We start from the raw sequence: 22,219 nt of genomic DNA, 5'->3' as shown, positions 1-22,219 counted from the left end.
CCGACCCACTGCCTGTTGGAAAACGCAGGGTTGAATATGCCGTCCGTTGTGCAGGCAGAGCAGATCTTCACCATCGATAAGAGCCGGGCACTGAAGTATCTGGGACATCTGACCCCGGAGGAGATGCGCCGGGTGGATGATGCAGTACGCATCAGCCTTGCGCTGAACCCTATGGGCAGCATCCAGCAGATAGAGCCTATCCGGCGCTCTACGGCGGTCTACGCACCGCCTGAGGTGGTGGATGGTAAACCGCCTGTCTACCCCTATACTCCCATCCGGTCGTCCTTTGAGAACGCCGGAAGCATCGAGGAAATGATGCTGTACACCGAGTTGCAATCCGCGGTTCATGCCATGATCCAGCGGTTGGAATACAGCTTCACCTTCAATCCCAGCCTGCTCACCAGCCCGAAGCGGAAGCAGCAGGTGACTGAGATCTTAGAGGAAGCCGAAAAGTACATTTGGAGAATCAAGGAGGAAATGCGATGCGCCTGAACGACAACAATTCTTTCATCGGTATCAACCCGCCGTACCAGCTTTCGGTCATCCACAGCAGCAAGCTGATCTATCCCCGCGAGATCTACCAGCGGGGCGTGGAGCGCAAGCGGGTGGAGCTGATCGCCAGAGACTTCAATGAGTACATCGTTAACGAACCGAAGGTCAGCTTCCGCAACGGCAGGTACTATGTGATGGACGGGCAGCACACCATCGAGGGCTGCATCCTCCTCAACGGTGGCGCGGACCGCCCGATCCTCTGCAAGGTCTACACCGGCCTGACGATGGAGCAGGAAGCCCTGCTCTTTGCGGAGCAGAACGGTCACGCCGCCCCCCTGTCGGCGGGCATCAGGCTGCGCGCCAAGGTAGTGGGCGGCGATGCGCCTTCCAAGGCGTTTGTCGCAGCCACCAACCGGGTGGGGCTGTCCCTCAACTACGACAGTATGCAGCTGAGTGATTACCGCATCAGCTGCGTGGGCACGGCGCTGAAGCTGTACGACCAGCTGGGCGAAGAGATCTACTGCGAAGCCCTGCGGCACATCGTGGCGGCGTGGGAGGGCAGACCGGATTCCTTCCGGGCGGCTGTCCTGCGGGGCGTGATGTACTTTGTGCAGCTGTACCACGGGCAGTACAGCGCGGAGCGGCTTGTCCGTGCGCTGGGCGGCGTCCACCCCATGGAGCTCTACCGCATCAGCCGGGATAACCCCGCCAAGCTCCCGGGTTGGCGGCGGTACGTTTATCCCATCTACACCACCTACAACGGCAAGTGCAGGAAAGACGCACTGCCGATGAAGTTCTAAGCTCAAATATCTCCTTTGGCAAGGGCGATGGTACCCGAAAAAGGCCATTTGCTCTTTACATATAGTATTTTCTTTTGAATAATTGACATATTGAACTAGAGAGGAGAGGACAGGAATGAGCGAGATCGCAGCCTGCACTTTGATTCAGGAAGAGCCTGACCGCAAGACGGAGCGGTACACTCCATTATAGAAAGGGGGGATCTGTTTGGGCGAAGAAACTTTGAATCCCCGTGATGCGTACCGTGTGATGCTCCGGGATTACCCGGATGTGCTGAACATCGACCAGATGTGCGAGATATTGAGCGTCAGCACAAAAACCGGGTATGCGCTTTTGAAAAAGGGGAGCATCCAGCATTTGAAGGTCGGACGCTCCTACCGCATCCCCAAGGCACATCTTTTGACTTATCTTATCGGATTCGCACCCGGTCACACCATCCGGGCGTGACATCCTTGCATTCTCTCCTGCCGTTGGGTACACTGATGGTGTCAGCGGCAGAAGTTACATATTCAGGTGGATGCAAAGACAGGAGGAAACATTATGGTAGCAGGGCATCTGCAAGAAAAAAACGACTTCTACTACATCGTTCTGAGTTACAAGGACGCAGACGGAAAGCGAAAGACCAAGTGGGAAGCCACCGGTCTGTCCGTCAAGAGGAACAAGAAGAAAGCCGAAGCTCTTTTGCTGGAACGTCGGAGGAACTTCATGGTTCCCACCGCACCTGCGGAGATCCGCTTGGACGATGACATTCTCTTTTCGGACTTCATGCTGAAATGGCTGGAAGTCACGAAAAGCTCTGTCCAAATCACGACCTATGCCAGCTATCAAGGAATGGTGGAGCGCATCATCGCTCCCTATTTCCGCAAGCGCGGCATCAAGCTGGTAGACCTGAAAGCCACCGATTTGCAGGATTTCTATACCAAACAGCTTGAACGGGTCAAGGCAAATTCGGTGATCCATTACCATGCAAACATCCACAAGGCATTGAAGTATGCGGTCAAGATCGACCTGATCCCCACCAATCCGGCAGATAAGGTCGAGCGTCCGAAGAAGAATGCGTTCAAGGGCAGCTATTACAGTGCCGAAGAGATCCATGCTTTGACGGAGGTCGCAGAGGGCACCAAGCTGGAGATCCCGGTTCTGCTGGCATCCTTCTACGGCCTGCGCCGCAGCGAGGTGCTGGGGCTGAAGTGGGATGCGATCGACTTTGAGGAAAACACTCTGGAGATCAAGCACATCGTTACGCAGGCATCCATCGACGGCAAAAAGGTTCTGGTACAGGCAGACCGTGCAAAAACGAAGTCCAGCCTGCGGACGCTGCCTCTTGTGCCGCCCATCCGTGACCGCCTGCTGATGCTGAAAGGTCAGCAGGAAACCTACCGCCGCCTGTGCGGTAAAAGCTACAACCGGGATTATCTGGGCTATCTGTGTGTGGACGAGATCGGGAACATCATCCGCCCCAACTACGTTTCCGAGCAGTTCCCGAAGCTGTTGGAGAAAAACGGTCTGCGTCCTATCCGCTTTCATGACCTGCGTCATAGCTGCGCCAGCCTTCTTCTGGCAAACGGCGTTCCCATGAAGCAGATTCAGGAATGGCTGGGTCACAGCGACTTCTCCACCACCGCCAATATTTACGCCCACCTCGATTACGCTTCCAAGCTCTCGTCTGCACAGGCGATGCTGGAGGGGCTGGGCTATGGCAATGCGTCAGCATGATGCCATACGCCCACAAGACAGGGTGGACGGGCGATGTTCCGGCAAAAAAGAATGGACAGACGAATAAAATTCATCTGTCCATTCGATTTGGCGGAGCATCAGGGAGTCGAACCCTGGCACCGGTCTCCCGGCCTATCGCATTTCGAGTGCGACCTCTTACGACCACTTGAGTAATGCTCCAGATATTAAATTTTAGAATGCGCCGTGCATTCTGGGAAAACTTTGGAGAGAATTGCAGGAGAGAACGCCAGAAAATCGTTCCCTCACGAAGTCGGAAAACCCGCATGAAACCTAGCAAAACCGGAAAACCACTTCCAAAAAGCCAGTTAGATTTCGAGTCGTTCTCGTTACGACCGCTTCGATACATCTCCAAGTATATTTTCATGGCAAATTTACGATTTGTATATTGCAAATCGGCCTTGAAACTTGGAACAGTTGCTGTTAGAATATTGTTAGAAAACGCATCGTTCAGACAGGCTTTGAAGCCTGTCAGGACATCAAAATTGACGTTCTCTCGTGTGATATGGAGACATTCGGCGAAGCATCCACTTGGATTTCGAGTCGTTCTCGTTACGACCGCTTCGATACATCTCCAAGTATATTTTCATAGCAAATTTACGATTTGTATATCGCAAATCGGCCTTGAAACGTGGAACAGTTGCTGGTAGAAGGGATGCTCCTTATCCATATACAGCTTTATTATTATAGCAAAATCCCGCCTTTCCGTCAACTGGAAAAACAAAAAGCCCTTCCGGCAGCTGTCTGACCTCCGACAGCAGGACTGGGAGGGCCTTCTGATTTTTGCTGCGCTCTGCCCTCTCCCTTGACAGGCGGGGCGGCATATGCTATATTTATTTCAAATTTGAAGCATATGAAATCGAAGGAGAACCTATGGCAGCACAGAATCGACAGGATATGGGCAGCGGGCCGGTCAAGCCCCTGCTTTTGCAGCTGATGATCCCCGCCGTGGTGGCGCAGGTGGTCAATCTGCTCTATAACATCGTAGACCGCATCTACATCGGCCACATCGAGGGCATCGGCGCAGCGGCGCTGACAGGCGTGGGCCTGTTCGCCCCCATCCTCATGCTTTTGAACGCCTTCGCCATGCTCATCGGCGCGGGCGGTGCGCCCCGCACGGCCATCGCACTGGGGCAGGGCAACAAAGAGGACGCCGAAAAGATCATCGGCAACAGCTTTACCATGCTGCTCTTCTTCGCTGTGGTGCTGACGATCGGCTTCTATGCCGGTGCGCCCGCCCTGCTGCGGCTTTTTGGCGCCAGCGACGCTACCCTCCCTTACGCGGTGGCCTATGGCCGCATCTATATCCTCGGCTCGGTGTTCGTGCTGCTGGTCATGGGCATGAACCCCTTTATCACGACGCAGGGCTTTGCGAAGATCAGTATGCTCACCACCGTCATCGGTGCAGTCATCAATATCATCCTCGACCCCATCCTCATCTTCGGCCTTGGCTGGGGCGTCCGGGGCGCAGCGGTGGCGACGGTGCTTAGTCAGGCCGTGGGTGCCTGTTGGATCTTGAAGTTCCTCACCGGCCCGAAGACGACCCTCAAACTCCGCAAAGAGTACCTCAAGGTGGAGCGCGGCGTCATCCTGCCGGTGCTGGGGCTGGGCATCTCGTCCTTCGTCATGCTCTCGACGGAGAGCCTGCTTTCCATCAGTTTCAGCTCCAGCCTCGCCCGCTATGGCGGCGACATCGCCGTAGGCGCGATGACCGTCATCACCAGCGTGTCCCAGCTGTGCACCCTGCCCATTCAGGGTATCTGTCAGGGCGGCCAGCCGGTCATGAGCTTCAACTTCGGCGCAGGCAAAAAGGCCCGGGTCAAGGAGGCGTTCCGCTTCCAGCTCACCCTTTGTTTCGGCTACACCACCTTGTTCTGGCTGCTTATGATGGCCGTGCCCGGCGTGGTGGCGGGCATCTTCACCTCGGATGCCGCCCTGATCGACTACACCACATGGGCCATGCGCATCTATATGGCCGGCATCCTTGCGATGGGCGTTCAGATCGCCTGCCAGCAGAGCTTTATGGCGCTGGGTCAGGCGAAGGTGAGCCTTTTGCTGGCCTGCCTGCGCAAGATCATCCTGCTCATCCCCCTCATTTTTATCCTGCCCCATTTTGTGGCGGACAGATGCTTCGGCGTCTTTCTGGCAGAGCCGGTCAGCGACCTTCTGGCCGCGACCATCACGGCCATTACTTTCTTTTCCCGCTTCGATAAGATACTCGACCGGGGCGCAGGGAGAGCGTAATTTCACAGGAAATGACCAGCCCGCAGGACGGACAAAATGCCCGGCCTGCGGGCTGGTTTTGCGTTGGCGTCAGTCGGTCCCGGGAGAGGGGGACGCGGGCGCACGGCACGCCCGCATACATCAAAAGTACAGCAGCAAAGGATCTTGTATATAAAAGCGAAGATCCTGAATATCTGCACGACAGGCGGATAGAAAAACAATCAATCGGGTCACTTTGTACAAACATTCCGTTAAAAATTTGTGCTTGAATCTAATTGCGGGATGGAAAAATATGCGCTATCATAGTAGCGAAAGGCGAGTCCGTTTGCGGAGGGAATGGTGCTGTGAGCAAAGCACGGCACAGCTATGAAACGGATAAACGCAACATGAATCGGAGGTAACAAGAAATGAAAAAGATCTCTCGTCGTGACTTCCTCGCAGCTTCTGCTGTCGTGGGTGCTGCTGGCGTCCTGACCGCCTGCGGCGGCTCTTCCAATAGCACTGCTGCTTCTACTGCAGGTTCCGCTGCTGCCAGCACCGCTGGCGGCAAGTCCACCGATTACCCCACCAAGGGCATCTCGGTCATCTGCCCCTGGTCTGCAGGCGGCGGCACGGACTCCTGCCTGCGCGCATTCTGCGAGGCAATGGGCAAGAATCTGGGTGTGTGACCCTGACCGTCGATAACCAGACGGGCGGCGGCGGCATTCTGGGTCATCAGGCCATCGCAGACGCCAACACCGACGGCTACACCATCGGCATGATCACCTTCGAGCTGGCTACCTACAAGAAGCTGGGCACCAGCGAGCTGACTTGGGAGAACTACGCTCCCCTGTGCCGCGTCAACACCGACGCAGCTGCCATCACCGTCGGCGCAAAGTGGGCTGCAAGCAACGGCATCACCGACCTGCCCGGTTTCATCGACTACTGCAAGGCTCACCCCGGTGAGGTGCAGATGGGCGGCTCCTCCAACGCTTCTGTCTGGCACATCGCAGGCGGCTACCTGATGAGCGCTACCGGCATCGACATCCAGATGATCACCTATCAGGAGGGCGCTGCTACCGCCGTCCAGAATGCAGCCGGCGGCTTCATTCAGGGCGTTACCGTTTCTCTGGCCGAGGCCCGCAGCTTCATCGAGTCCGGCGACCTGATCTGCCTCGGCGTCATGGACGAGGAGCGCAACCCCGTCTTCCCCGACGTGCCCACCTGCAAGGAGCAGGGCTACGACATCACCTATTACACCCAGCGCGGCATGGCCGCTCCTCTGGGCGTGGACGATGCCATCATGACCCGTCTGGAAGAGGCCTGCGCCGCCGCCATCGAGGATCCCGATTTCGTGACCTTCATGAACAACAACGGTCAGGCTATCTCCTATCTGGATGCACAGGGCTATGCGGACTACCTGAAGCAGGCGGCTACCGACGTCGCAGCTGCTATGGACGCTGTCGGCCTCTGATTTGTCTCTCTGCGTATTTGCTGGGGCAGGCAGTTCGTGCCTGCCCCTTTTTTGAAAATAGAGAGAGGAGGAACCCCTTTTGAACAAAAACAAAATGAAAACGATGGCCTTTTCCAATCTGATCGGCTCCATCATTTTCCTCGCCATCGGCATCTGGGCATGGTTCCAGACCGGCAACTTCCCCGAGGTGGCCAACACCTATGTGCAGGCGTCCACCTTCCCCCGCGTCATGATCGTGGGCGTGGTCATCTTCTCCGTCATCCTGCTCCTCCAGTCCATCTTCAAGCTGATGGGCACCATGAAGGAGGGCGACCCCGCCGCCGTTGAGGTGGGCACCCTGAACCCCCTGAAGGACAAGGGTCTGGCCGCAGCCTACTTCGTCATCCTCCTCTGCGTGCTGTTCGCCGCCCTCTTCAAGAGCTGCGGCTACATCCTGTGCGCAATGGTGCTGTCGATGATCATCATGTTCCTCATCGGCAAGCGCAACTGGGTGCAGATGATCCTTGTGAGCATTCTGGTGCCGCTGCTGATGTGGCTGGTGTTCTACAAGGTGCTTACCGTCAATATTCCGCTGGGTCCGCTGAACTTCCTGCGCACCCTCGTGGACATGATTTAAGGAGGGAGCACAGTTATGGATTTTAGTCTGCTTCTTTCCAGCTACGCGACTGTCTGGTCCAACCCCGAGGTCCTTCTGATGACCTTCATCGGTGCGCTGGGCGGCGTTCTGCTGGGCGCGATCCCGGGCATGACCGCCACCATGGGCGTGGCGCTGCTCATCCCCTTCTCCTTCGGCATGGACCTCATCCCGTCCATCGGCCTGCTGCTGGGCATCTACTGCGGCGGTATGTACGGCGGCTCCATCTCCGCCATCCTCATCCACGCCCCCGGCACGCCCGCCGCAGCCGCCACCCTGCTGGACGGCTACCCCATGTGCAAGAAGGGTCAGGCCGGCAGGGCCCTGTCCGTCGCCATGTTCGCGTCCTTCTGCGGCGGCGTCATCGGCGCACTGGTCATGACCTTCCTGTCTCCGCTGGTCGCTGACATGGCCATGAACTTCGGCCCCGGCGAGATGTTCATGCTGGCCGTCTTCGGTCTGTCGGTCATCGTCGCAATTTCCGGCAAGTCTGTGGCCAAGGGCCTCATCAGCGCCTTCTTCGGTATGCTGCTGTGCACCGTCGGCCTCGACCCCACCAACGGCATCCCCCGCTTCATCACCACCAAGCAGACCGGCCTGCTGGACGGCTTCCAGTTCATCCCTACCCTGATCGGTCTGTTCGCAGTCTCTGAGGTCATCGCCGGCGTGGAGCGCATCATCCGCGGCGAGGAGCAGGAGCAGAGATCCAACGAGAAGATCACCAACGTCCTGCCGGACTGGAAGACCATCAAGAAGATCTGGCCCAACATCCTCTCCGGCGGCCTCATCGGCACCTTCATCGGTGCCATCCCCGGTGCAGGCGGTGACATCGCCGTCTTCGTCTCCTACGGCGCCAGCAAGTCCGCCAGCAAGCACCCCGAGCTGTACGGTACCGGCATCCCCAACGGCGTTGCGGCGACCGAGTCCGCCAACAACGGCTGCTCCGGCGGCGCAATGATCCCCCTGCTGTCTCTGGGCGTCCCCGGCGACTCCGTCACGGCCATCCTGCTGGGTGCCTTCATCATGAAGGGCATCACCCCCGGCCCCATGATGTATGTTACCGAGCTGCCCACCGTCTACCGCGTCTTCGCAGCTCTGATGCTGGCAAACCTCTGCATGCTGGTGGTGGGCTGCCTCGGCGTCCGCTTCTTTGCAAAGATCGTCTCTGTCGAGAAGAAGATGCTCTACCCCATCATCCTCGTCATCTCCCTGCTGGGCGCGTTCTCCATCAACAAGAATGCCTTTGACGTGGGCGTCTGTGTCGCCTTCGGCATCATCGGCTGGCTGATGAACAAGTACGAGTTCCCCCTTTCTCCCATCCTGCTGGCCCTTATTCTGGGACCCATGTGCGAGAAGAACTTCGTGCGCTACATGAACATCCAGCGCGGAAACTTCTTCGCCATCACCACCTCTCCCATCGCTATGGTCTTTGCAAGCGTAGCCATCCTCGTTATCATCTACTCGGTCTATAACCAGAGCAAGATCAACAAGCGCACCGCTGCAAACGCTGCACAGGAGAAGGCATAAGCTCAACATCCTGACAAGCTCTGTCTGTTACATTCCCATGAAGCTGCGGCTGTCCCGTTCCGTCGGGGCGGCCGCACTTCGCTTTGGGCAGCAAAAACGGAGGTCTGTTTATGTGGTTTGTATTTGCACTGTGCTCGGCCCTGTTTGCGGCCCTTACCTCGATCCTGGCCAAGGTGGGCATCGAGGGGGTCAACTCCACTCTGGCCACCGCCATCCGCACTGTGGTGGTGCTGGCCATGAGCTGGGGCATGGTGTTCCTCACCCGGGCTCAGGGGGGCATGGGGGAGATCAGCCGCCGGAGTTGGCTCTTCCTCATCCTATCGGGGCTGGCCACCGGGGCGTCCTGGATGTGCTACTACCGGGCCCTGCAGCTTGGCCGGGCCTCTCAGGTGGTGCCCATCGACAAGCTCAGCGTGGTGATCACCCTGGTGCTGGCCTTTGTGTTCCTCCACGAGCCCTTTACCGCCAAAAGTATGGTGGGCTGCGCCCTCATCGCCGCCGGCACCCTGTTTATGGTGCTGTAAGAGGGTAAGCTCCCTGCAAACAACAAGGCCCTCCCGGGCAATGCAGGGGCTTCATAAAACAGTATTTGCAAAAGCTCCCGCAATGGGGAAGATTTGGCGTGACTTCGGTCACGCCTTTTCTTTTGCTTCCAGTTCATCCAGAGGGATATACCCCAGCCCATCATACTTGATATGGATGTGCTGTACCCGCTTTCCGCTGGACTTATCCGGGGCATCCACATAGATGGCCGATACCAGTTCACGGAGAGCATAGGGCGTAAGTTCTTCAATATGAACGTACTTGTGCGCTTTCTGGATGACCTTTTCAATATTCTCGATTTGCTGTTCCTGTACTTCGATTTCCTGCCGGATAGAGAGAACTTCCTCTTCCAACTGCTTCTGCTCGGCATCATAGCTCTGGCTCATCATGTCAAAACGGTCATCGCTCAGCTTTCCGCTGGCGTTGTCCTCGTAGATTTTCATGAACAGCCGTTTGAGGTCTGCGATTCGCTTCTCATTCCGGGCAAGCTGCTTCTTCAGGACAGTCAGCTTTTCGGTGCTTTCCACCCGAAGCTGTTCCTCCATGACCTTGCGGAAGTAGTCCTCATGGCAAAGGATGTAGTCCGTCACCCGCTGGACATGATTCAGCACTTGGCCTTCCAGAACTTTTACCCGGATGAAGTGCCCTCTGCATTTACTTCTGTTCTTCTTGTGCAGAGCGCAGTCAAAGAAGTCTTGGTTAAAGTCCCTGTTATTGGATGAACCATACTGCATCTTGGAACCGCAGTCAGCACAATAGACCATGCCGGAAAAGATGCTGCTCTTGCCCGTTCGTGTCATGCGGTGACGCTGGCTGCGAATCTCTTGAACCTTTTCAAACACATCATCGTCAATAATGCGCTCGTGGGTATTCGGGAAGACAGCCTGATTCTCCACAGGATTCAGCCGTTGCTTCTTGTCCCAGATGGAGTTGGTGTAGGTCTTGAAGTTGACCGTGCAGCCTGTGTACTCCCGACGTTCCAGAATGCCCACAACGGTGCTATCCTTCCACGCATAGGGGTCTTCGGAGATAGCAGCCGCTGCTCTTCCGTGGCTCTGCTTGTAGGCACTCACGGTGAGCACCTTGTCCTCTTGCAGTTGCTTAGCGATTTGGGAAGGCCCACGGCCTTCCATGCACATGGAGAAGATGCGCTTCACGACCGCAGCCGCTTCTGGGTCAACAAGCCAATGCTTCGGGTTCTCCGGGTCTTTTACATAACCGTACGGCACATTGACCGTCAGCGGCACACCACGCTCTCCCTTGGCCTTCTGAACAGCCCGAATCTTGCGGCTGGTGTCACGGGCATAAAACTCGTTGAACCAGTTCTTAATGCCCGCAAAATCGTTGTTTACGCTGTTCGGGTCAATGGTGTCGTAGTTGTCGTTAATGGCAATGTAGCGAACGCCATACTGGGGAAAGGTGAAGTTGGTGTACAGACCCGTCAGGGCAGAGTTGCGCCCCAGTCGGGACAGGTCTTTCGTGATAACGATTCCTACACGCCCTGCTTCGATCTCGACCAACATACTCTGAAAGCCGGGACGGTCGTAGTTCGTGCCGGAATAGCCATCATCTACAAAGAACACCGGGTTCGGGAAGTGGTTCTTCTTGGCGTATTCCAGAAGGATAGTCTTCTGGTTCTCAATGGACAGGCTTTCGCCGAGCCGCTCGTCCTCCTGCGACAGTCGGCAGTAAAGTGCGGTGATTTTATTCGTTGCTCCAGACATTGTTGTGTCCTCCTTACTCTGTGGAGCAACTGTCAGTGCAGGATTGGTTACCGGGTCAAGTATAGCAGAATTGGGCGCAGTTGTCATTCGTCTGCACCCTCATCTTCAAATTTTTGCTGGGCGTTCTTGGCAACAATACGCTCCAGCTTCTTCAAAAAGGACTCCTTGCCCTCATAGCTGCCGGTCACGGTGTAGGTGGTATGTCCGACTTTCTCCGTGGTGGTCAGTTCAGGAATCCAGAACGCGGACAGGTTCTTGACATGGAGATTACCGTTCTCATCCACATAGGAGCCGTGCTTCTTCTGATCTTCGGTCAAGGACTGCCGCTTGAAATAGATTTCATTTTCGGAGATGCTCACGGTCTCACTGGTCTGCTCCTTCGGGGTATCGTCATACAGCTGAGCGAAAAATGCCAGTGCATCTTCGGGTGGGTCTTCCTCCATGAGCTGCTCGAAAACTCGCTGTTCCTCTGCCGAGAGGTTGTTCCATGCGGCTTCCAACTCCTGCTCGCTGGCTGCGTTGACAAAGGCTTCGATTTCTTTTTTCATGGTGCATCCTCCTTTGGCTGCGAAAAGCGGATTTTCAAAAAGTGCGGGTTTTCGTGAGAGCAAGAATCGTCCCGTGGCCACAAATTTTCAATTCTTGAAAATTCTTGCCCCCTTGGGACAGCTTCTTGTTGGGGCGTGCCTGCCCCAAACCCTGCTGGGTGATTTCATTCTTGGTGGTTGCTATATTGCTTATATGCCTTTTCAAATCCTGATTTGTTATATATGATAAATTTATAACATTCTCCGTCTTTCATGGAAATTGCTGCAACAGGAACGACCATCTGACTCCATGAAAGCTCCCTTATCTCGTTCATGGGCAATACAAGGTTGCGATACAGTGGACTGACTGTGAGCTTTTGAGTTGAATATGTAATGCTCTGTTCATCAATGTACAAACCACCGCCAATGATTCCATTACGGCATAAGCTACACACAAAAGTTTTTCCCATAATATTACCGCCTCCTATTAGTTGATGGTTGGTTAAGTTGAGTATATCATATTGATTTCCAGAAGAACACCCCTATATAGGAGATTTTAGCCGTTTTACTGCGTACGTGCGTACGAGAGATTGGTACGCACGTACGCAGCGATTTGCCCGAAGCGCACCCTATACAGCCGTTTCCCCCTCGGAGAGCCCACTACACTTTGCAGACCGCAGGGATGAAAGTGTCATAGTGGGTTATTACACTTCCGCAGAAGCGCCTTTTCCTCGCCGCAAACAGCCGGGGTGCACTTTTGTGGAGCTCTTCTGTGCGGCGAATCCACATCGCCCACAGGCGATGTGAGCAGGGATTCCAAAGAGGGCGCAGCACCCTTGGCACACGACTTTGGTACAAAGTCTAGTGTGTTACACCTTGATAGAGGTGTACAGAATCCCGATATGCAAAAAGCCCCATGCCCAACACCTTAACGGTGCGGACATGGGACTTGATGCTTCCTCGGCCTAGCCGGGTACTCGTAACCAATCCTGACAGGCAGTTGCCATGTCATTTCTCGAAAACTGTTTTACGAACACCCAGCTAAAACCGGGAGGGCCTTTTCGTTTTGCTGTACGCTTACTTTTCGGCGGGCGTCTCCGGAGCAGCGGGCGCTTCCGAATGGTGGCACTTGGCCAGCATATCCAGCTCCGGCATCAGCTCGGTGCTGATGACCGACAACATCTGCTCCATCTTGTCGCAGTCCTCTGCGGGGAACCGCTGACGCACTCGCTCGATGACGGTGTGCAGGTAGGAGTAGCTGATGCTGTAGTAATCGATGTATTTCTGGGTGGGGCGCAGATAGTACTCGCGGCGGTCGGTGGTGGACTGGATCTTCTCCACATAGCCCTTTTTCACAAGGCTGCCGATCTTGTAGGCCGCGTTGGGAGTGGAAATGCGCATCATGCGGGAGAACTCCGCAATGGTCGGCTCGCCCATCGCCATGATGCCCTCCATGCAGAAGGACTCCACCGTGGTCAGCGTGGCCTCGCGGGTGGCAAAGCGCTGAAATACATTTTGATAAAAGTGCAGCTTGAATTTGGTATAAACGTCCTGAAAGACTTCTTCCAGCATGGATTCTCCTTCCATGAGCCTAATAGCTCAAAAAATTTACTCTTTTTACAGTATACCATGATTCTGGCCGGAGGGGAAGAGAAAAATCCACGATTTTGGTGGAAATTTTAGGCTTTTCCGGACTTTTTCTTCCCGGGATGGCCCATCCGTGCCCTGACGATGCTCAGGATCACAAGCTCGATGACGACGGCACAGGCCAGCAGCACGAAGGAGGTCAGGACGTTGGCAGCCTCGCCGAGGACGGCCTGCGCTGCGCCGCAGAGCAGGTAGCAGCCCGCCGAGATGGCGGCGGCGGTCATGGCATAGGGCAGCTGAGTGGAGACATGGTTGACATGGCTGCAGTGGGCACCGGCGGAAGCCATGATGGTGGTGTCGGAGATGGGCGAGCAGTGGTCGCCGCAGACCGCGCCGGACAGGCAGGCGGCGATGGAGACCACCAGCATCTCACCCTCCGGGAACGCATGGCAGACGATGGGCACGAGGATGGAGAAGGTACCCCACGAAGTGCCGGTGGCGAAGGCGAGGAAGACGGCCACGAGGAAGATGATGATGGGCAGCAGGTACTGCAGCGCCGCAGCGGAGCCGCTGAGCAGGCTGGCGACGTAGTATTTTGCGCCCAGCAGGCCGGTCATGCCGGAAAGGGTCCACGCCAGCGTCAGGATGAGCATGGGGCTGACCATCGCTTTGAAGCCCTCGGGGATGCAGGCGGCGAAGTCCTGAAAGGTCATGACGCCCCGCACCCGGTAGAAGACGAAGGTGAACATCAGGGCGATGGAGCTGCCCATCACGAGGCCCACAGAGGCGCTGCAATTTGCGAAGGCGGTGATGAAGTCCACGCCCTCGAAAAAGCCGCCGGTGTACACCATGCCGAAGATGCAGGCCGCGATGAGCACCAGCACCGGTGCGATGAGGTCTACCACATGGCCGCGGGCGTCGGAGCCGTCGTCCACATCGTCGCCGTAGGGGCGGTCGTCGGTGGTGAAGAGGTCGCCCAGCAGGGCGTTGTCCTCGTGCTTCTTCATGGGGCCGTAGTCGAAGCCGCTGAAGATGAGGAAGAGGCTCATCACCATCGTGAGGATGGCGTAGTAGTTATAGGGGATGGTGCGCAGGAACATGGTGAAGCCGTTGATGCCCGAGCCTTCCGGCACCGAGGAGGTGACGGCGGCAGCCCAGCTGGACACCGGCGCGATGATGCAGATGGGGGCGGCGGTGGCGTCGATGAGGTAGGCCAGCTTTGCGCGGGAGACCTTCTGCCGGTCCGTGACCGGGCGCATGACGGAGCCGACGGTCAGACAGTTGAAATAGTCGTCCACAAAGATGAGGATGCCCAGCAGCAGGGTGGCGAACTGTGCGCCTGCCCGGGTGTGGATGTGGGTGGAGGCCCAGCGGCCGAACGCGGCGCTGCCGCCGGCCTTGTTCATCAGGGCCACAAGGATGCCCAGCATCACCAGAAAGACGAGGATGCCCACATTGCTGGCATCGGACAGCTTGGAGATCATACCGCCGTCCTCGTTGAAGAAGAGGGTGGTCAGCGCAAGCTCAAGGTTGCCGTTGGCGTAGAGCAGCGCACCGGTGGCGATGCCCACCAGCAGCGAGGTGTAGACCTCCTTGGTGTTCAGGGCCAGAACGATGGCCACCACAGGGGGCAGCAGGGAGAGCGCAGAGCTGTATACTGCGCAGGTGTAGGTGGAGGGGTCGGCGATCTTGCCGGGCGTTGCTGCGGTGCACCACAGCAGCAGGGCAAACACCAGAAGAGCACCCACCCACGAAAGATTGGTTTTTTTCATGATAAGCTCCTCACTTGATTTTTTTGCGGTCTGCCGGGCAGACTATCCCCAAGAACGGGGACGGAAGGGGGTGTTGGCTGCGCCGGACTATAAAGCGATGTATCTGGAACTGTTCCGCGCCAGCGAGCAGGCAGCCCGGCTCCTGCAGGAAGCACAGGCCCGGGCCGAGCAGCAGCTTCTGGCTGCCGACCCGCCGCCCATCGAGCTTGCCGGGCGCGGAGAGCAAAAAGATTAACCTTTCTTGCTCTCGGCCTTGGCGGCAAATTTGGCGTCGTTGACCACGAAGCGCTCGTGGACGCCGCCGCCCACGGGGCCTTTCTCGTCGTACAGGGACACTTTGAACACCAGCTTGCGGCCCTCCACAGCGGTCAGCTCGCTCTCGCAGGTGACGGTCATGCCCACGGGGGTGGGGGCGGTGTGCTCCAGCTCCAGCTTGGTGCCCACAGAGCCGCAGCCCTCGTCCAGTGCGTCGGCGACGCTCATCCAGCAGGTCTTTTCGGCCAGCGCCACCAGTGCGGGGGTGGCGAAGACGTTCAGCGTGCCGCTGCCCATCGTCTTGGCGGTGTTTTCAGGGGTGACGGCGACGCTCTGCCTGCCGCGGATGCCAGTTTCTAACATAAAAATGCCTTCTTTCTCAAATCTTCGTCCTGCCGCAGTTTGCGGCAGATAATTTCACATTCGTAAGGATACCACAAAATATCGGTCATTGCATCTGTTTTCGGGATTTTTTCTCCAAAACTCTTTCCGCCTGAAGCCAAAAGCGGTATCATAAGCTGGACAAGGAGGGAGAGAAGATGAATGATTTCTGGAAATCCTACGACATCACCCACGCTGAATTTGGAGCCGATTACCGGTGTTATCCGCTGTATGGCGGCATCCACCTCACAGAATTGGCTCTTTCGCTTGCATTCATTGCAGGAATGGCTTGGTGGTATCGCCGCAGCTCTGCCCGCACCCGGCGGCGTATTTTAATAGGAGTCACTCTCCTACTTGTGCTGGACGAAGCTGCCCTCCTGCTGGGGATGGAGCTGACCGGTCAATGGAACTGGAGCTATCTGCCCCTGCACCTGTGCAGCATCAATGTCTTTGTCTGCCTATACAACACCCTCACGGACAGGAATTGGTGCAAAGAGGAGCTTTATGCGCTCTGCATCCCGGGTGCGGCGCTGGCTCTGCTCTGTCCCAGCTGGCTGGATGTCCCCTCTTGGTGGACGCTCATCAATCTGCACTCGGTCAGCATCCATGCCCTGCTGGTACTCTATCCTACCCTGCTGGTGGTGGGTGGCTATCGTCCCAGCCCCCGGCGAATCCCACAGGTGCTGGCGTTTTTGTTTGGATCCGCCCTGCCCATCTACTTTTTGAATAAGCCGCTTGGCACCAACTTCTATTTTCTCAATAATCCCTATGGGAATATCATCACCAGTACATTTACAGAGCTGCTAGGTGAAAAGTATTATATTCTGGGCTTTCTGCCTGCCATCGCGCTGGCGCTGGCCGTTATGTATCTGCCGTGGGCCTTGAAGGAGTGGCGGAGCAGAGGGAGGACATAAAACACAGCAGGGATGTTTTAATGAAACCGCAAGCTGATTGCAAATTTCCGGCGTTTTACGGTTTATTTTGTCAATTTGGGAGGCATGATAAGTTTTTGTGCCAAAACGCTTGACAGGGGGGCATCTGCGTGTTATCATGAATACATGAACAGATGTTCATATGTGAAAACGAAAGGGTGACAACGATGGCTGAAGAGGTCACTTCCCCCGAAAAGCTGCCCAAGGCCCCGCCGGTGCTGCCGGACGATGAGGTGCTTTATGAGCTGGCCGACCTGTTCCGGGTGTTCGGCGACTCCACCCGCATCAAGATCCTCTATGCCCTCCACGACGACGAGCTTTGCGTGCAGGACATCGCAAACGCCGTCCAGCTCAGCCAGTCGGCGGTGAGCCACCAGCTGCGGGTGCTGAAGGACACAAAGCTCGTCCGCTTCCGCCGCGACGGCAAGACCGTCTACTATGCGCTGGACGACGACCATGTGCGCAGCATCCTCTCGATGGGCATGGACCATATCGAAGAGTGATGCCCCCTGAAATGCTGCAAGCTCTGCTGCACCCTGCGGCGGGGCGGATATATAGAAAGGCTGGTACTTATTATGAAAAAGAGCTACAAGATCGAAGTGGACTGCGCAAACTGCGCTCAGAAGATGGAGGATGCCGCCAACACCGTTTCCGGCGTGGCAAAGGCTACCGTCAGCTTCATGACCCAGAAGATGAGCGTCGAGTTTGCCGAAGGCGCTGACCCCAAGGCCACCATGCAGAACGTCCTCGTTGCCTGCAAGAAGGTGGAGGACGACTGCGAGATCTTCGGCATCTGAGCGTCTGCCGCAGCGGACGAGATGCGGGTGGAAACTGTGGAAAAATGAATCAGTTTTCAACAATTTCCACCGTGTTTTCAACATCCTTTGCGCAAAAGTAGAAAAATAAACGCGCATTTGAGGCTTTTTGCGGGAAAACATCGTGGAAAAGCCGGGGGAAAGGGTGGAAAACAAGCCCCTTGTGGGGAAAACCTGTTGAATCTGAGAAAAGTGCCCCAAAGGAGGCCTGAGACCCATGACGAAAAAACAAAAGAAAATGCTCTACCGCATCCTCGCCGCTCTGGCGCTGGTGCTGGTGCTCAAGCTGCTGCCGCCCCTGCCTATGGCGGCAGAGCTGCTGCTCTACTGCATCCCCTACCTCGTGGTGGGCTGGGACGTGCTCCGCAAGGCCCTGTTGGGCATCAAGAACCGTCAGGCCTTCGATGAGTGCTTCCTGATGGCAGTCGCCACCGTGGGCGCATTCGCGCTGGGCGACTACGTCGAGGGCTGCGCCGTTATCATCTTCTATCAGATCGGCGAGCTGTTCCAGAGCGTGGCCGTCGGCAAAAGCCGCCGCAGCATCTCGGCCCTGATGGACATCCGGCCCGACTATGCCAACATCGAGGGCGAGGACGGCAAGCTCGAACAGGTGGACCCCGACGAAGTCGAGGTGGGCACGGTCATTGTGGTCCAGCCCGGTGAGCGTGTGCCCATCGACGGCGTCATCGTCGAGGGCGCTTCCACCCTGAACACTGCCGCCCTCACCGGCGAGAGCCTGCCCCGCGATGTCCAGTCCGGGGATGAGGTCATCAGCGGCTGCGTCAATATGAGCGGCCTGCTCCGGGTCAGGACCACCAAGGAGTTCGGCGAATCCACCGTCTCCAAGATCCTCGACCTTGTGGAAAATTCCAGCATGAAGAAGGCTCGGGCTGAAAACTTCATCACCCGCTTTGCCCGGGTCTACACCCCGGCGGTCTGCTACGGCGCTCTGGCGCTGGCCTTCATCCCCCCCATCGTCCTGCTTCTCATGGGCCAGCCGGCCCGCTTCGGGGACTGGGTCTACCGTGCCCTCACCTTCCTCGTCATCAGCTGCCCCTGCGCTCTGGTCATCTCCATCCCGCTGAGCTTCTTCGGCGGCATCGGCGGCGCGTCCGCCTGCGGCATCCTCGTCAAAGGCTCTACCTATCTGGAAGAGCTGGCCAACACCGGCGTCGTGGTCTTCGATAAGACCGGCACCCTGACGCAGGGCACTTTTAAAGTCACCAAGATCTGCCCCGTGGAGGGCGGTGCGGAGGAAGCCCTCGTGGAGGCTGCTGCGCTGGCCGAAAGCTGGTCGAAGCATCCCATTTCCCTGAGCATCAAGGCCGCCTACGGCAGGGACATCGATGCCGCCCGCGTCACCGATGTGGAAGAGCTGGGCGGCCACGGCGTCACCGCCAAGGTGGATGGCAGGCCGGTGGCGGCGGGCAACGCCCGCCTGATGGAGAAGCTGGGCCTTTCTGTCCCCGATGTGCCCCAGACCGGCACCATCGTCCATGTGGCCATCGATGGCGAGTATGCGGGCTACCTGCTCATTGCCGATGTGGTGAAGCCCCACAGTGCACAGGCCATCAAGGGCCTCAAGCAGGCCGGCGTCCGCAAGACGGTCATGCTGACCGGCGACGCCGAGCCGGTGGCGAAGGCCGTCTCGGCAGAGCTGGGCCTCGATGAGTACCATGCGGGCCTGCTGCCCGGCGACAAGGTGGACCAGATTGAGAAGCTCATCGCCGAGAAGCGGCCCAAGGAGAATCTGGCCTTCGTGGGCGACGGCATCAACGACGCCCCTGTCCTCTCCCGCGCTGACATCGGCATTGCCATGGGCGCACTCGGTTCGGACGCCGCCATCGAGGCCGCAGACGTCGTCCTGATGGACGACGACCCGGCCAAGATCGCCCTCGCCATGCGCATTGCCCGCCGCACCAAGGGCATCGTCTACCAGAACATCGTCTTTGCGCTGGCCATCAAGGCGGCCTGCCTGCTGCTGGGCGCGCTGGGCATCGCCAATATGTGGGCTGCCATCTTCGCGGACGTCGGCGTTATGGTCCTCGCTGTTCTGAACGCCACCCGCGCCCTCTACACGAAGGACCTCGTGAAGAAGGATAAGCTGGACTAAGGGCCGCATCCTATCGCAAAAAGAAAGCATCCGCAGAGGGTGTTTCTCCGAAAAAAGCTCGGAGAGCCGCCTCTGCGGATGCTTTTTGTCTGTCGGCAGGGGGAAACTCCTCTCTTGCAATGTACTATAAACCTGTTATAATACTAGAATGGAGGGTTGAAGCCGATGCAAGAACAAAACGAAATAAAATTGAACCGTGCGCCGGTGTGGCGCGCGTTCCGGGCCGCAGCGCCCCAGACGCTGCCGGTGTTTGCCGGATATTTGGTGCTGGGCCTCGGCTACGGCATCTATGTGCAGTCGCTGGGTCTGCCGGTCTGGCTGCCGCCCCTGATGGGCACGGTGGTGTATGGCGGCTCGCTGGAATTTGTGCTGGCGTCGCTGCTGCTGGGCAGTTTTGCGCCGGTGTCGGCCTTTCTGATGGCCCTGATGATCCAGGCACGGCACCTCTTCTACGGCCTGACCATGCTGCAGCGCTACCGGGGCTACGGCCTGCGCAGCGCCTACATGATCTTCGCCATGAGCGATGAGACGTTCTCCATCACCTGCTCAGCAGAGCCGCCGGAGGGGGTGGACCGGGGCTGGTTCATGTTCTTCATCACCCTGCTGGACCAGTTCTACTGGGTCGCCAGCGCGGCCATGGGGGCGGCCCTCGGCGCAGTCCTGCCCTTCAGCACCGAGGGCGTCGATTTTGTCATGACGGCCATGTTCGTGGTCATCTTCCTCAACCAGTGGGAGAAGGAAAAGCAGCACGCCAGCGCCGTCATCGGCCTCGCTGCGCCGCTGGTCTGCCTGCGCATCTTTGGCGCGGGCAGCTTCCTCATCCCCTCGATGGTCTGCATCCTCGCGGCCCTGCTCCTGCTCCGCCGCCCCATCGAGGCCAAGGAAAGCGAGGCGGTACGATGAGTGATTTCCAATTCATCCTGACCATCGCCGTCTGTGCGGCGGCGACCATGCTCACCCGGCTTCTGCCCTTTCTGGTGTTCGGCTCCCGGGGCGGCAGGGTGCCCGAGGCGGTGGAATATCTGGGCCATGTGCTGCCCGCCGCTATCTTCGGGATGCTCATCGTCTACTGCCTCAAGGGCGTCAGCTTTGCCACAGGCAGCCACGGCATCCCCGAGGCCATCGCCATCGGCGTGACCGTCGCGCTCCATAAGTGGAAGCATCAGACGCTCGTCTCCATCGCAGGCGGCACGCTGTGCTATGTGCTGCTGGTGCAGATGGTGTTCTGAAAATGTGGTCGTGCTGGTCAAACCGGCACGATTTTTGATTTTTTAGTGATAAAACGTATCAAAATTGACCTGCCGGTAGAACCGCTGCTGCAACTGATCGAAGCTGTCGCAGTCCTGTGCCAGCAGCCACATGATCTTGGTCACGACGGCCTCGATGGTCATATCGTGGGCCTCGAGGAAACGGAAGCGGTTCTTGACCCGCTTGCCCACCTCGTAGATGCCCACATCGCTGCCCTCGTAAGTCACCTGTGTGGTGAGGATGAGCACCTTGCGGGTCTTGTCGTAGTCGCCGAGGCCCTCGGCAAAGGCGTCCATCAGCCGCTGGGGGATGCCGCCTACGCCGAAGCTCTCCACGATGACGCAGTCGTAGAGCCGGAAGATGTCCGGGATGAGGTCGGGGCTGAGGCCCGGCGTCAGCTTGAGCAGGAAGACCCGGGGGCTGAGGGCGCGGCCAAACTCCACCGGGCCGGTGGGCCAGGGCGAGGGCACATACCGCACTAGACGGTCGCCCTGTACCAGCGCCAGCGCCGGAAAATTTACGGAGGCGAACGCGTCGTAGCTGATGGTCTTGTTCTTTTTGGCGCGGGTGCCCGCGATGACGTGCCCGCCGAACACCACCATAACGCCCCGGCTGCCGGGGTCAAGGGCGCAGATGACGCTGTCGCGCAGGTTTTTCTTGGCGTCGGTGATCTCGTTGGAGATGGGCTGCTGTGCGCCGGTGAGGATGATGGGCTTGTCGGCGTTCTGGATGAGGTAGGACAGTGCCGCCGCCGAGTAGGCCAGTGTGTCGGTGCCGTGGCAGATGATGAAGCCGTCGTAGAGGGCGTAATTTTCCTGCACGGCCTTTGCCATCATCAGCCAGTGCTCCGGGCCGAGGTCGGTGCTGTCGATGCTGCACAGGGCCAGCGTGTCGGGGCAGCAGAGGTCGTTCAGCTCGGGCAGATGGGCCAGCAGTTCTTCGCTGGTGAGCACGGGCTTGAGGCCCTGCTGGGTGCGGACGCTGGCGATGGTGCCGCCGGTGGTGATGAAAAGCAGGCGCTGCTTTGTGGACATAAGTAAAAGCCTCCATTGGGAAGATAAAAAATCAAATTCAAAGAAAGTATAACACACTCTCCGGCCCTTGCAAAGTGGAGTTCCGGCGGGAAATGGAGGCTTTTGGGACTTGGTCACAGAAATGTGGAGATTTTGGTGTATAATAGAAGAGTAGAGCGAGGTTGCGCGGGGTAAGGTTTCTTTAAGTGGGCTTGCGCGCCTGTGCGCGGGGCAGAGCGCTGTTGCGGTAAGGCTAAGTTCTCTTTTGCGTGCCAAAAGAGAACCAGAAAAGCACCCGCTACTTTCGAGGCGCGGGAGGCACGAGAAAGGGGCTGCTCGCCCCTTTCAGACCCCGAAGGAGATGTCGAAGCACAAAAATGCTAGCCGCTTCGCTAAACGCATTTTTTGTACTTCTCCGGTTTACGGCTCCGCCGATGGTGTTACGTTT

At 57.6% G+C, this 22,219-nt stretch carries 24 protein-coding genes and 1 tRNA gene; 17 read left to right on the top strand and 8 right to left on the bottom strand.

Annotation, left to right across the window (positions count from 1 at the left end):
* The 4 genes from LKD23_RS10705 to LKD23_RS10690 form a co-directional block, all read left to right on the top strand.
* The coding region (locus LKD23_RS10705; RefSeq protein ID WP_227620410.1) for a type II toxin-antitoxin system PemK/MazF family toxin at positions 1-492 on the top strand (492 nt) is incomplete at its 5' end.
* Entirely contained in the window at positions 483-1,292 is an 810-nt protein-coding gene (locus LKD23_RS10700) for a DUF6551 family protein (protein ID WP_227621630.1), read from the top strand. The genes LKD23_RS10705 and LKD23_RS10700, both read left to right, overlap by 10 nt.
* Before the next feature lie 205 nt (positions 1,293-1,497).
* Complete coding sequence (locus tag LKD23_RS10695) at positions 1,498-1,737, top strand: helix-turn-helix domain-containing protein (protein ID WP_370569216.1); 240 nt, start codon at positions 1,498-1,500, stop codon at positions 1,735-1,737.
* A 93-nt stretch (positions 1,738-1,830) separates the two neighbouring features.
* Positions 1,831-3,006 (top strand): tyrosine-type recombinase/integrase, encoded by a 1,176-nt coding sequence (locus LKD23_RS10690; RefSeq protein ID WP_097791183.1) that lies wholly within the window; start codon positions 1,831-1,833, stop codon positions 3,004-3,006.
* A gap of 88 nt (positions 3,007-3,094) precedes the next feature.
* Here the strand turns inward: LKD23_RS10690 and LKD23_RS10685 are convergent.
* A tRNA-Ser gene (locus LKD23_RS10685) sits at positions 3,095-3,186 on the bottom strand.
* A gap of 711 nt (positions 3,187-3,897) precedes the next feature.
* Here LKD23_RS10685 and LKD23_RS10680 point away from each other — a divergent pair.
* The 6 genes from LKD23_RS10680 to LKD23_RS10655 all read left to right on the top strand — a co-directional run bounded on the left by LKD23_RS10680 (position 3,898) and on the right by LKD23_RS10655 (position 9,385).
* A complete protein-coding gene (locus LKD23_RS10680; protein WP_227621629.1) occupies positions 3,898-5,268 on the top strand; it encodes an MATE family efflux transporter in 1,371 nt (456 codons plus the stop codon).
* A 386-nt stretch (positions 5,269-5,654) separates the two neighbouring features.
* Entirely contained in the window at positions 5,655-5,915 is a 261-nt protein-coding gene (locus tag LKD23_RS12915) for a twin-arginine translocation signal domain-containing protein (RefSeq protein ID WP_304999972.1), read from the top strand.
* Positions 5,912-6,700 carry a Bug family tripartite tricarboxylate transporter substrate binding protein gene (locus tag LKD23_RS10670; protein ID WP_349138479.1) on the top strand — a complete coding sequence of 263 codons (789 nt, stop codon included), beginning with the start codon at positions 5,912-5,914 and terminating at the stop codon, positions 6,698-6,700. The genes LKD23_RS12915 and LKD23_RS10670 overlap by 4 nt, the downstream gene beginning before the upstream one ends.
* 79 nt (positions 6,701-6,779) lie before the next feature.
* The gene (locus LKD23_RS10665; RefSeq protein ID WP_227621628.1) at positions 6,780-7,316 is read left to right on the top strand and encodes a tripartite tricarboxylate transporter TctB family protein; all 537 of its coding nucleotides are present in this window, start codon (positions 6,780-6,782) and stop codon (positions 7,314-7,316) included.
* 15 nt (positions 7,317-7,331) lie between these two features.
* On the top strand, positions 7,332-8,861 hold the full coding sequence (locus tag LKD23_RS10660; protein ID WP_227621627.1) for a tripartite tricarboxylate transporter permease: 1,530 nt from the start codon (positions 7,332-7,334) through the stop codon (positions 8,859-8,861).
* 110 nt (positions 8,862-8,971) lie between these two features.
* Positions 8,972-9,385 (top strand): EamA family transporter, encoded by a 414-nt coding sequence (locus LKD23_RS10655; protein ID WP_227621626.1) that lies wholly within the window; start codon positions 8,972-8,974, stop codon positions 9,383-9,385.
* Between the two features lie 108 nt (positions 9,386-9,493).
* Here LKD23_RS10655 and LKD23_RS10650 read toward each other — a convergent pair whose 3' ends face one another.
* The 5 genes from LKD23_RS10650 to LKD23_RS10630 form a co-directional block, all read right to left on the bottom strand.
* Entirely contained in the window at positions 9,494-11,215 is a 1,722-nt protein-coding gene (locus LKD23_RS10650) for a recombinase family protein (RefSeq protein WP_129873245.1), read from the bottom strand.
* On the bottom strand, positions 11,212-11,676 hold the full coding sequence (locus tag LKD23_RS10645; RefSeq protein ID WP_113993388.1) for a hypothetical protein: 465 nt from the start codon (positions 11,674-11,676) through the stop codon (positions 11,212-11,214). Before LKD23_RS10645 ends, LKD23_RS10650 begins: the two co-directional genes overlap by 4 nt.
* Positions 11,677-11,840: 164 nt before the next feature.
* Positions 11,841-12,125, bottom strand: coding sequence for a hypothetical protein (locus LKD23_RS10640; protein ID WP_015538118.1), 285 nt, complete (start codon positions 12,123-12,125; stop codon positions 11,841-11,843).
* Between the two features lie 607 nt (positions 12,126-12,732).
* On the bottom strand, positions 12,733-13,227 hold the full coding sequence (locus LKD23_RS10635) for a MarR family winged helix-turn-helix transcriptional regulator (protein ID WP_227621631.1): 495 nt from the start codon (positions 13,225-13,227) through the stop codon (positions 12,733-12,735).
* 107 nt (positions 13,228-13,334) lie between these two features.
* Entirely contained in the window at positions 13,335-15,014 is a 1,680-nt protein-coding gene (locus LKD23_RS10630) for a Na+/H+ antiporter NhaC family protein (protein ID WP_227621625.1), read from the bottom strand.
* Between LKD23_RS10630 and LKD23_RS10625 the strand changes: the two genes are divergently transcribed.
* On the top strand, positions 15,013-15,249 hold the full coding sequence (locus LKD23_RS10625) for a hypothetical protein (protein ID WP_227621623.1): 237 nt from the start codon (positions 15,013-15,015) through the stop codon (positions 15,247-15,249). The two genes, LKD23_RS10630 and LKD23_RS10625, sit on opposite strands and share 2 nt — an antisense overlap.
* Here the strand turns inward: LKD23_RS10625 and LKD23_RS10620 are convergent.
* Positions 15,246-15,632 carry a thioesterase family protein gene (locus LKD23_RS10620; RefSeq protein ID WP_227621622.1) on the bottom strand — a complete coding sequence of 129 codons (387 nt, stop codon included), beginning with the start codon at positions 15,630-15,632 and terminating at the stop codon, positions 15,246-15,248. The two genes, LKD23_RS10625 and LKD23_RS10620, sit on opposite strands and share 4 nt — an antisense overlap.
* A gap of 176 nt (positions 15,633-15,808) precedes the next feature.
* Between LKD23_RS10620 and LKD23_RS10615 the strand changes: the two genes are divergently transcribed.
* From LKD23_RS10615 to LKD23_RS10590, 6 genes are all read left to right on the top strand, one after another.
* The gene (locus tag LKD23_RS10615; protein WP_227621621.1) at positions 15,809-16,564 is read left to right on the top strand and encodes a YwaF family protein; all 756 of its coding nucleotides are present in this window, start codon (positions 15,809-15,811) and stop codon (positions 16,562-16,564) included.
* A gap of 185 nt (positions 16,565-16,749) precedes the next feature.
* Positions 16,750-17,085 carry an ArsR/SmtB family transcription factor gene (locus LKD23_RS10610; RefSeq protein WP_227621620.1) on the top strand — a complete coding sequence of 112 codons (336 nt, stop codon included), beginning with the start codon at positions 16,750-16,752 and terminating at the stop codon, positions 17,083-17,085.
* Positions 17,086-17,157: 72 nt separating this feature from the next.
* A complete protein-coding gene (locus tag LKD23_RS10605) occupies positions 17,158-17,379 on the top strand; it encodes a cation transporter (protein ID WP_227621619.1) in 222 nt (73 codons plus the stop codon).
* A gap of 235 nt (positions 17,380-17,614) precedes the next feature.
* Positions 17,615-19,510: a heavy metal translocating P-type ATPase gene (locus tag LKD23_RS10600; RefSeq protein WP_227621618.1), complete on the top strand. Its 1,896-nt coding sequence runs from the start codon at positions 17,615-17,617 to the stop codon at positions 19,508-19,510.
* 189 nt (positions 19,511-19,699) lie between these two features.
* Positions 19,700-20,413: an AzlC family ABC transporter permease gene (locus LKD23_RS10595; protein WP_368670651.1), complete on the top strand. Its 714-nt coding sequence runs from the start codon at positions 19,700-19,702 to the stop codon at positions 20,411-20,413.
* On the top strand, positions 20,410-20,739 hold the full coding sequence (locus LKD23_RS10590; protein ID WP_227621616.1) for a branched-chain amino acid transporter permease: 330 nt from the start codon (positions 20,410-20,412) through the stop codon (positions 20,737-20,739). Before LKD23_RS10595 ends, LKD23_RS10590 begins: the two co-directional genes overlap by 4 nt.
* 42 nt (positions 20,740-20,781) lie before the next feature.
* Here LKD23_RS10590 and LKD23_RS10585 read toward each other — a convergent pair whose 3' ends face one another.
* Positions 20,782-21,792 (bottom strand): asparaginase, encoded by a 1,011-nt coding sequence (locus LKD23_RS10585; RefSeq protein ID WP_227621615.1) that lies wholly within the window; start codon positions 21,790-21,792, stop codon positions 20,782-20,784.
* Between the last annotated feature and the right edge of the window lie 427 nt (positions 21,793-22,219).

The organism is Faecalibacterium butyricigenerans (genome assembly GCF_020687345.1).
GTDB classification, from domain to species: Bacteria; Bacillota; Clostridia; order Oscillospirales; family Ruminococcaceae; genus Faecalibacterium; species Faecalibacterium butyricigenerans.
This window is presented reverse-complemented; position numbering and strand designations above follow the sequence as displayed.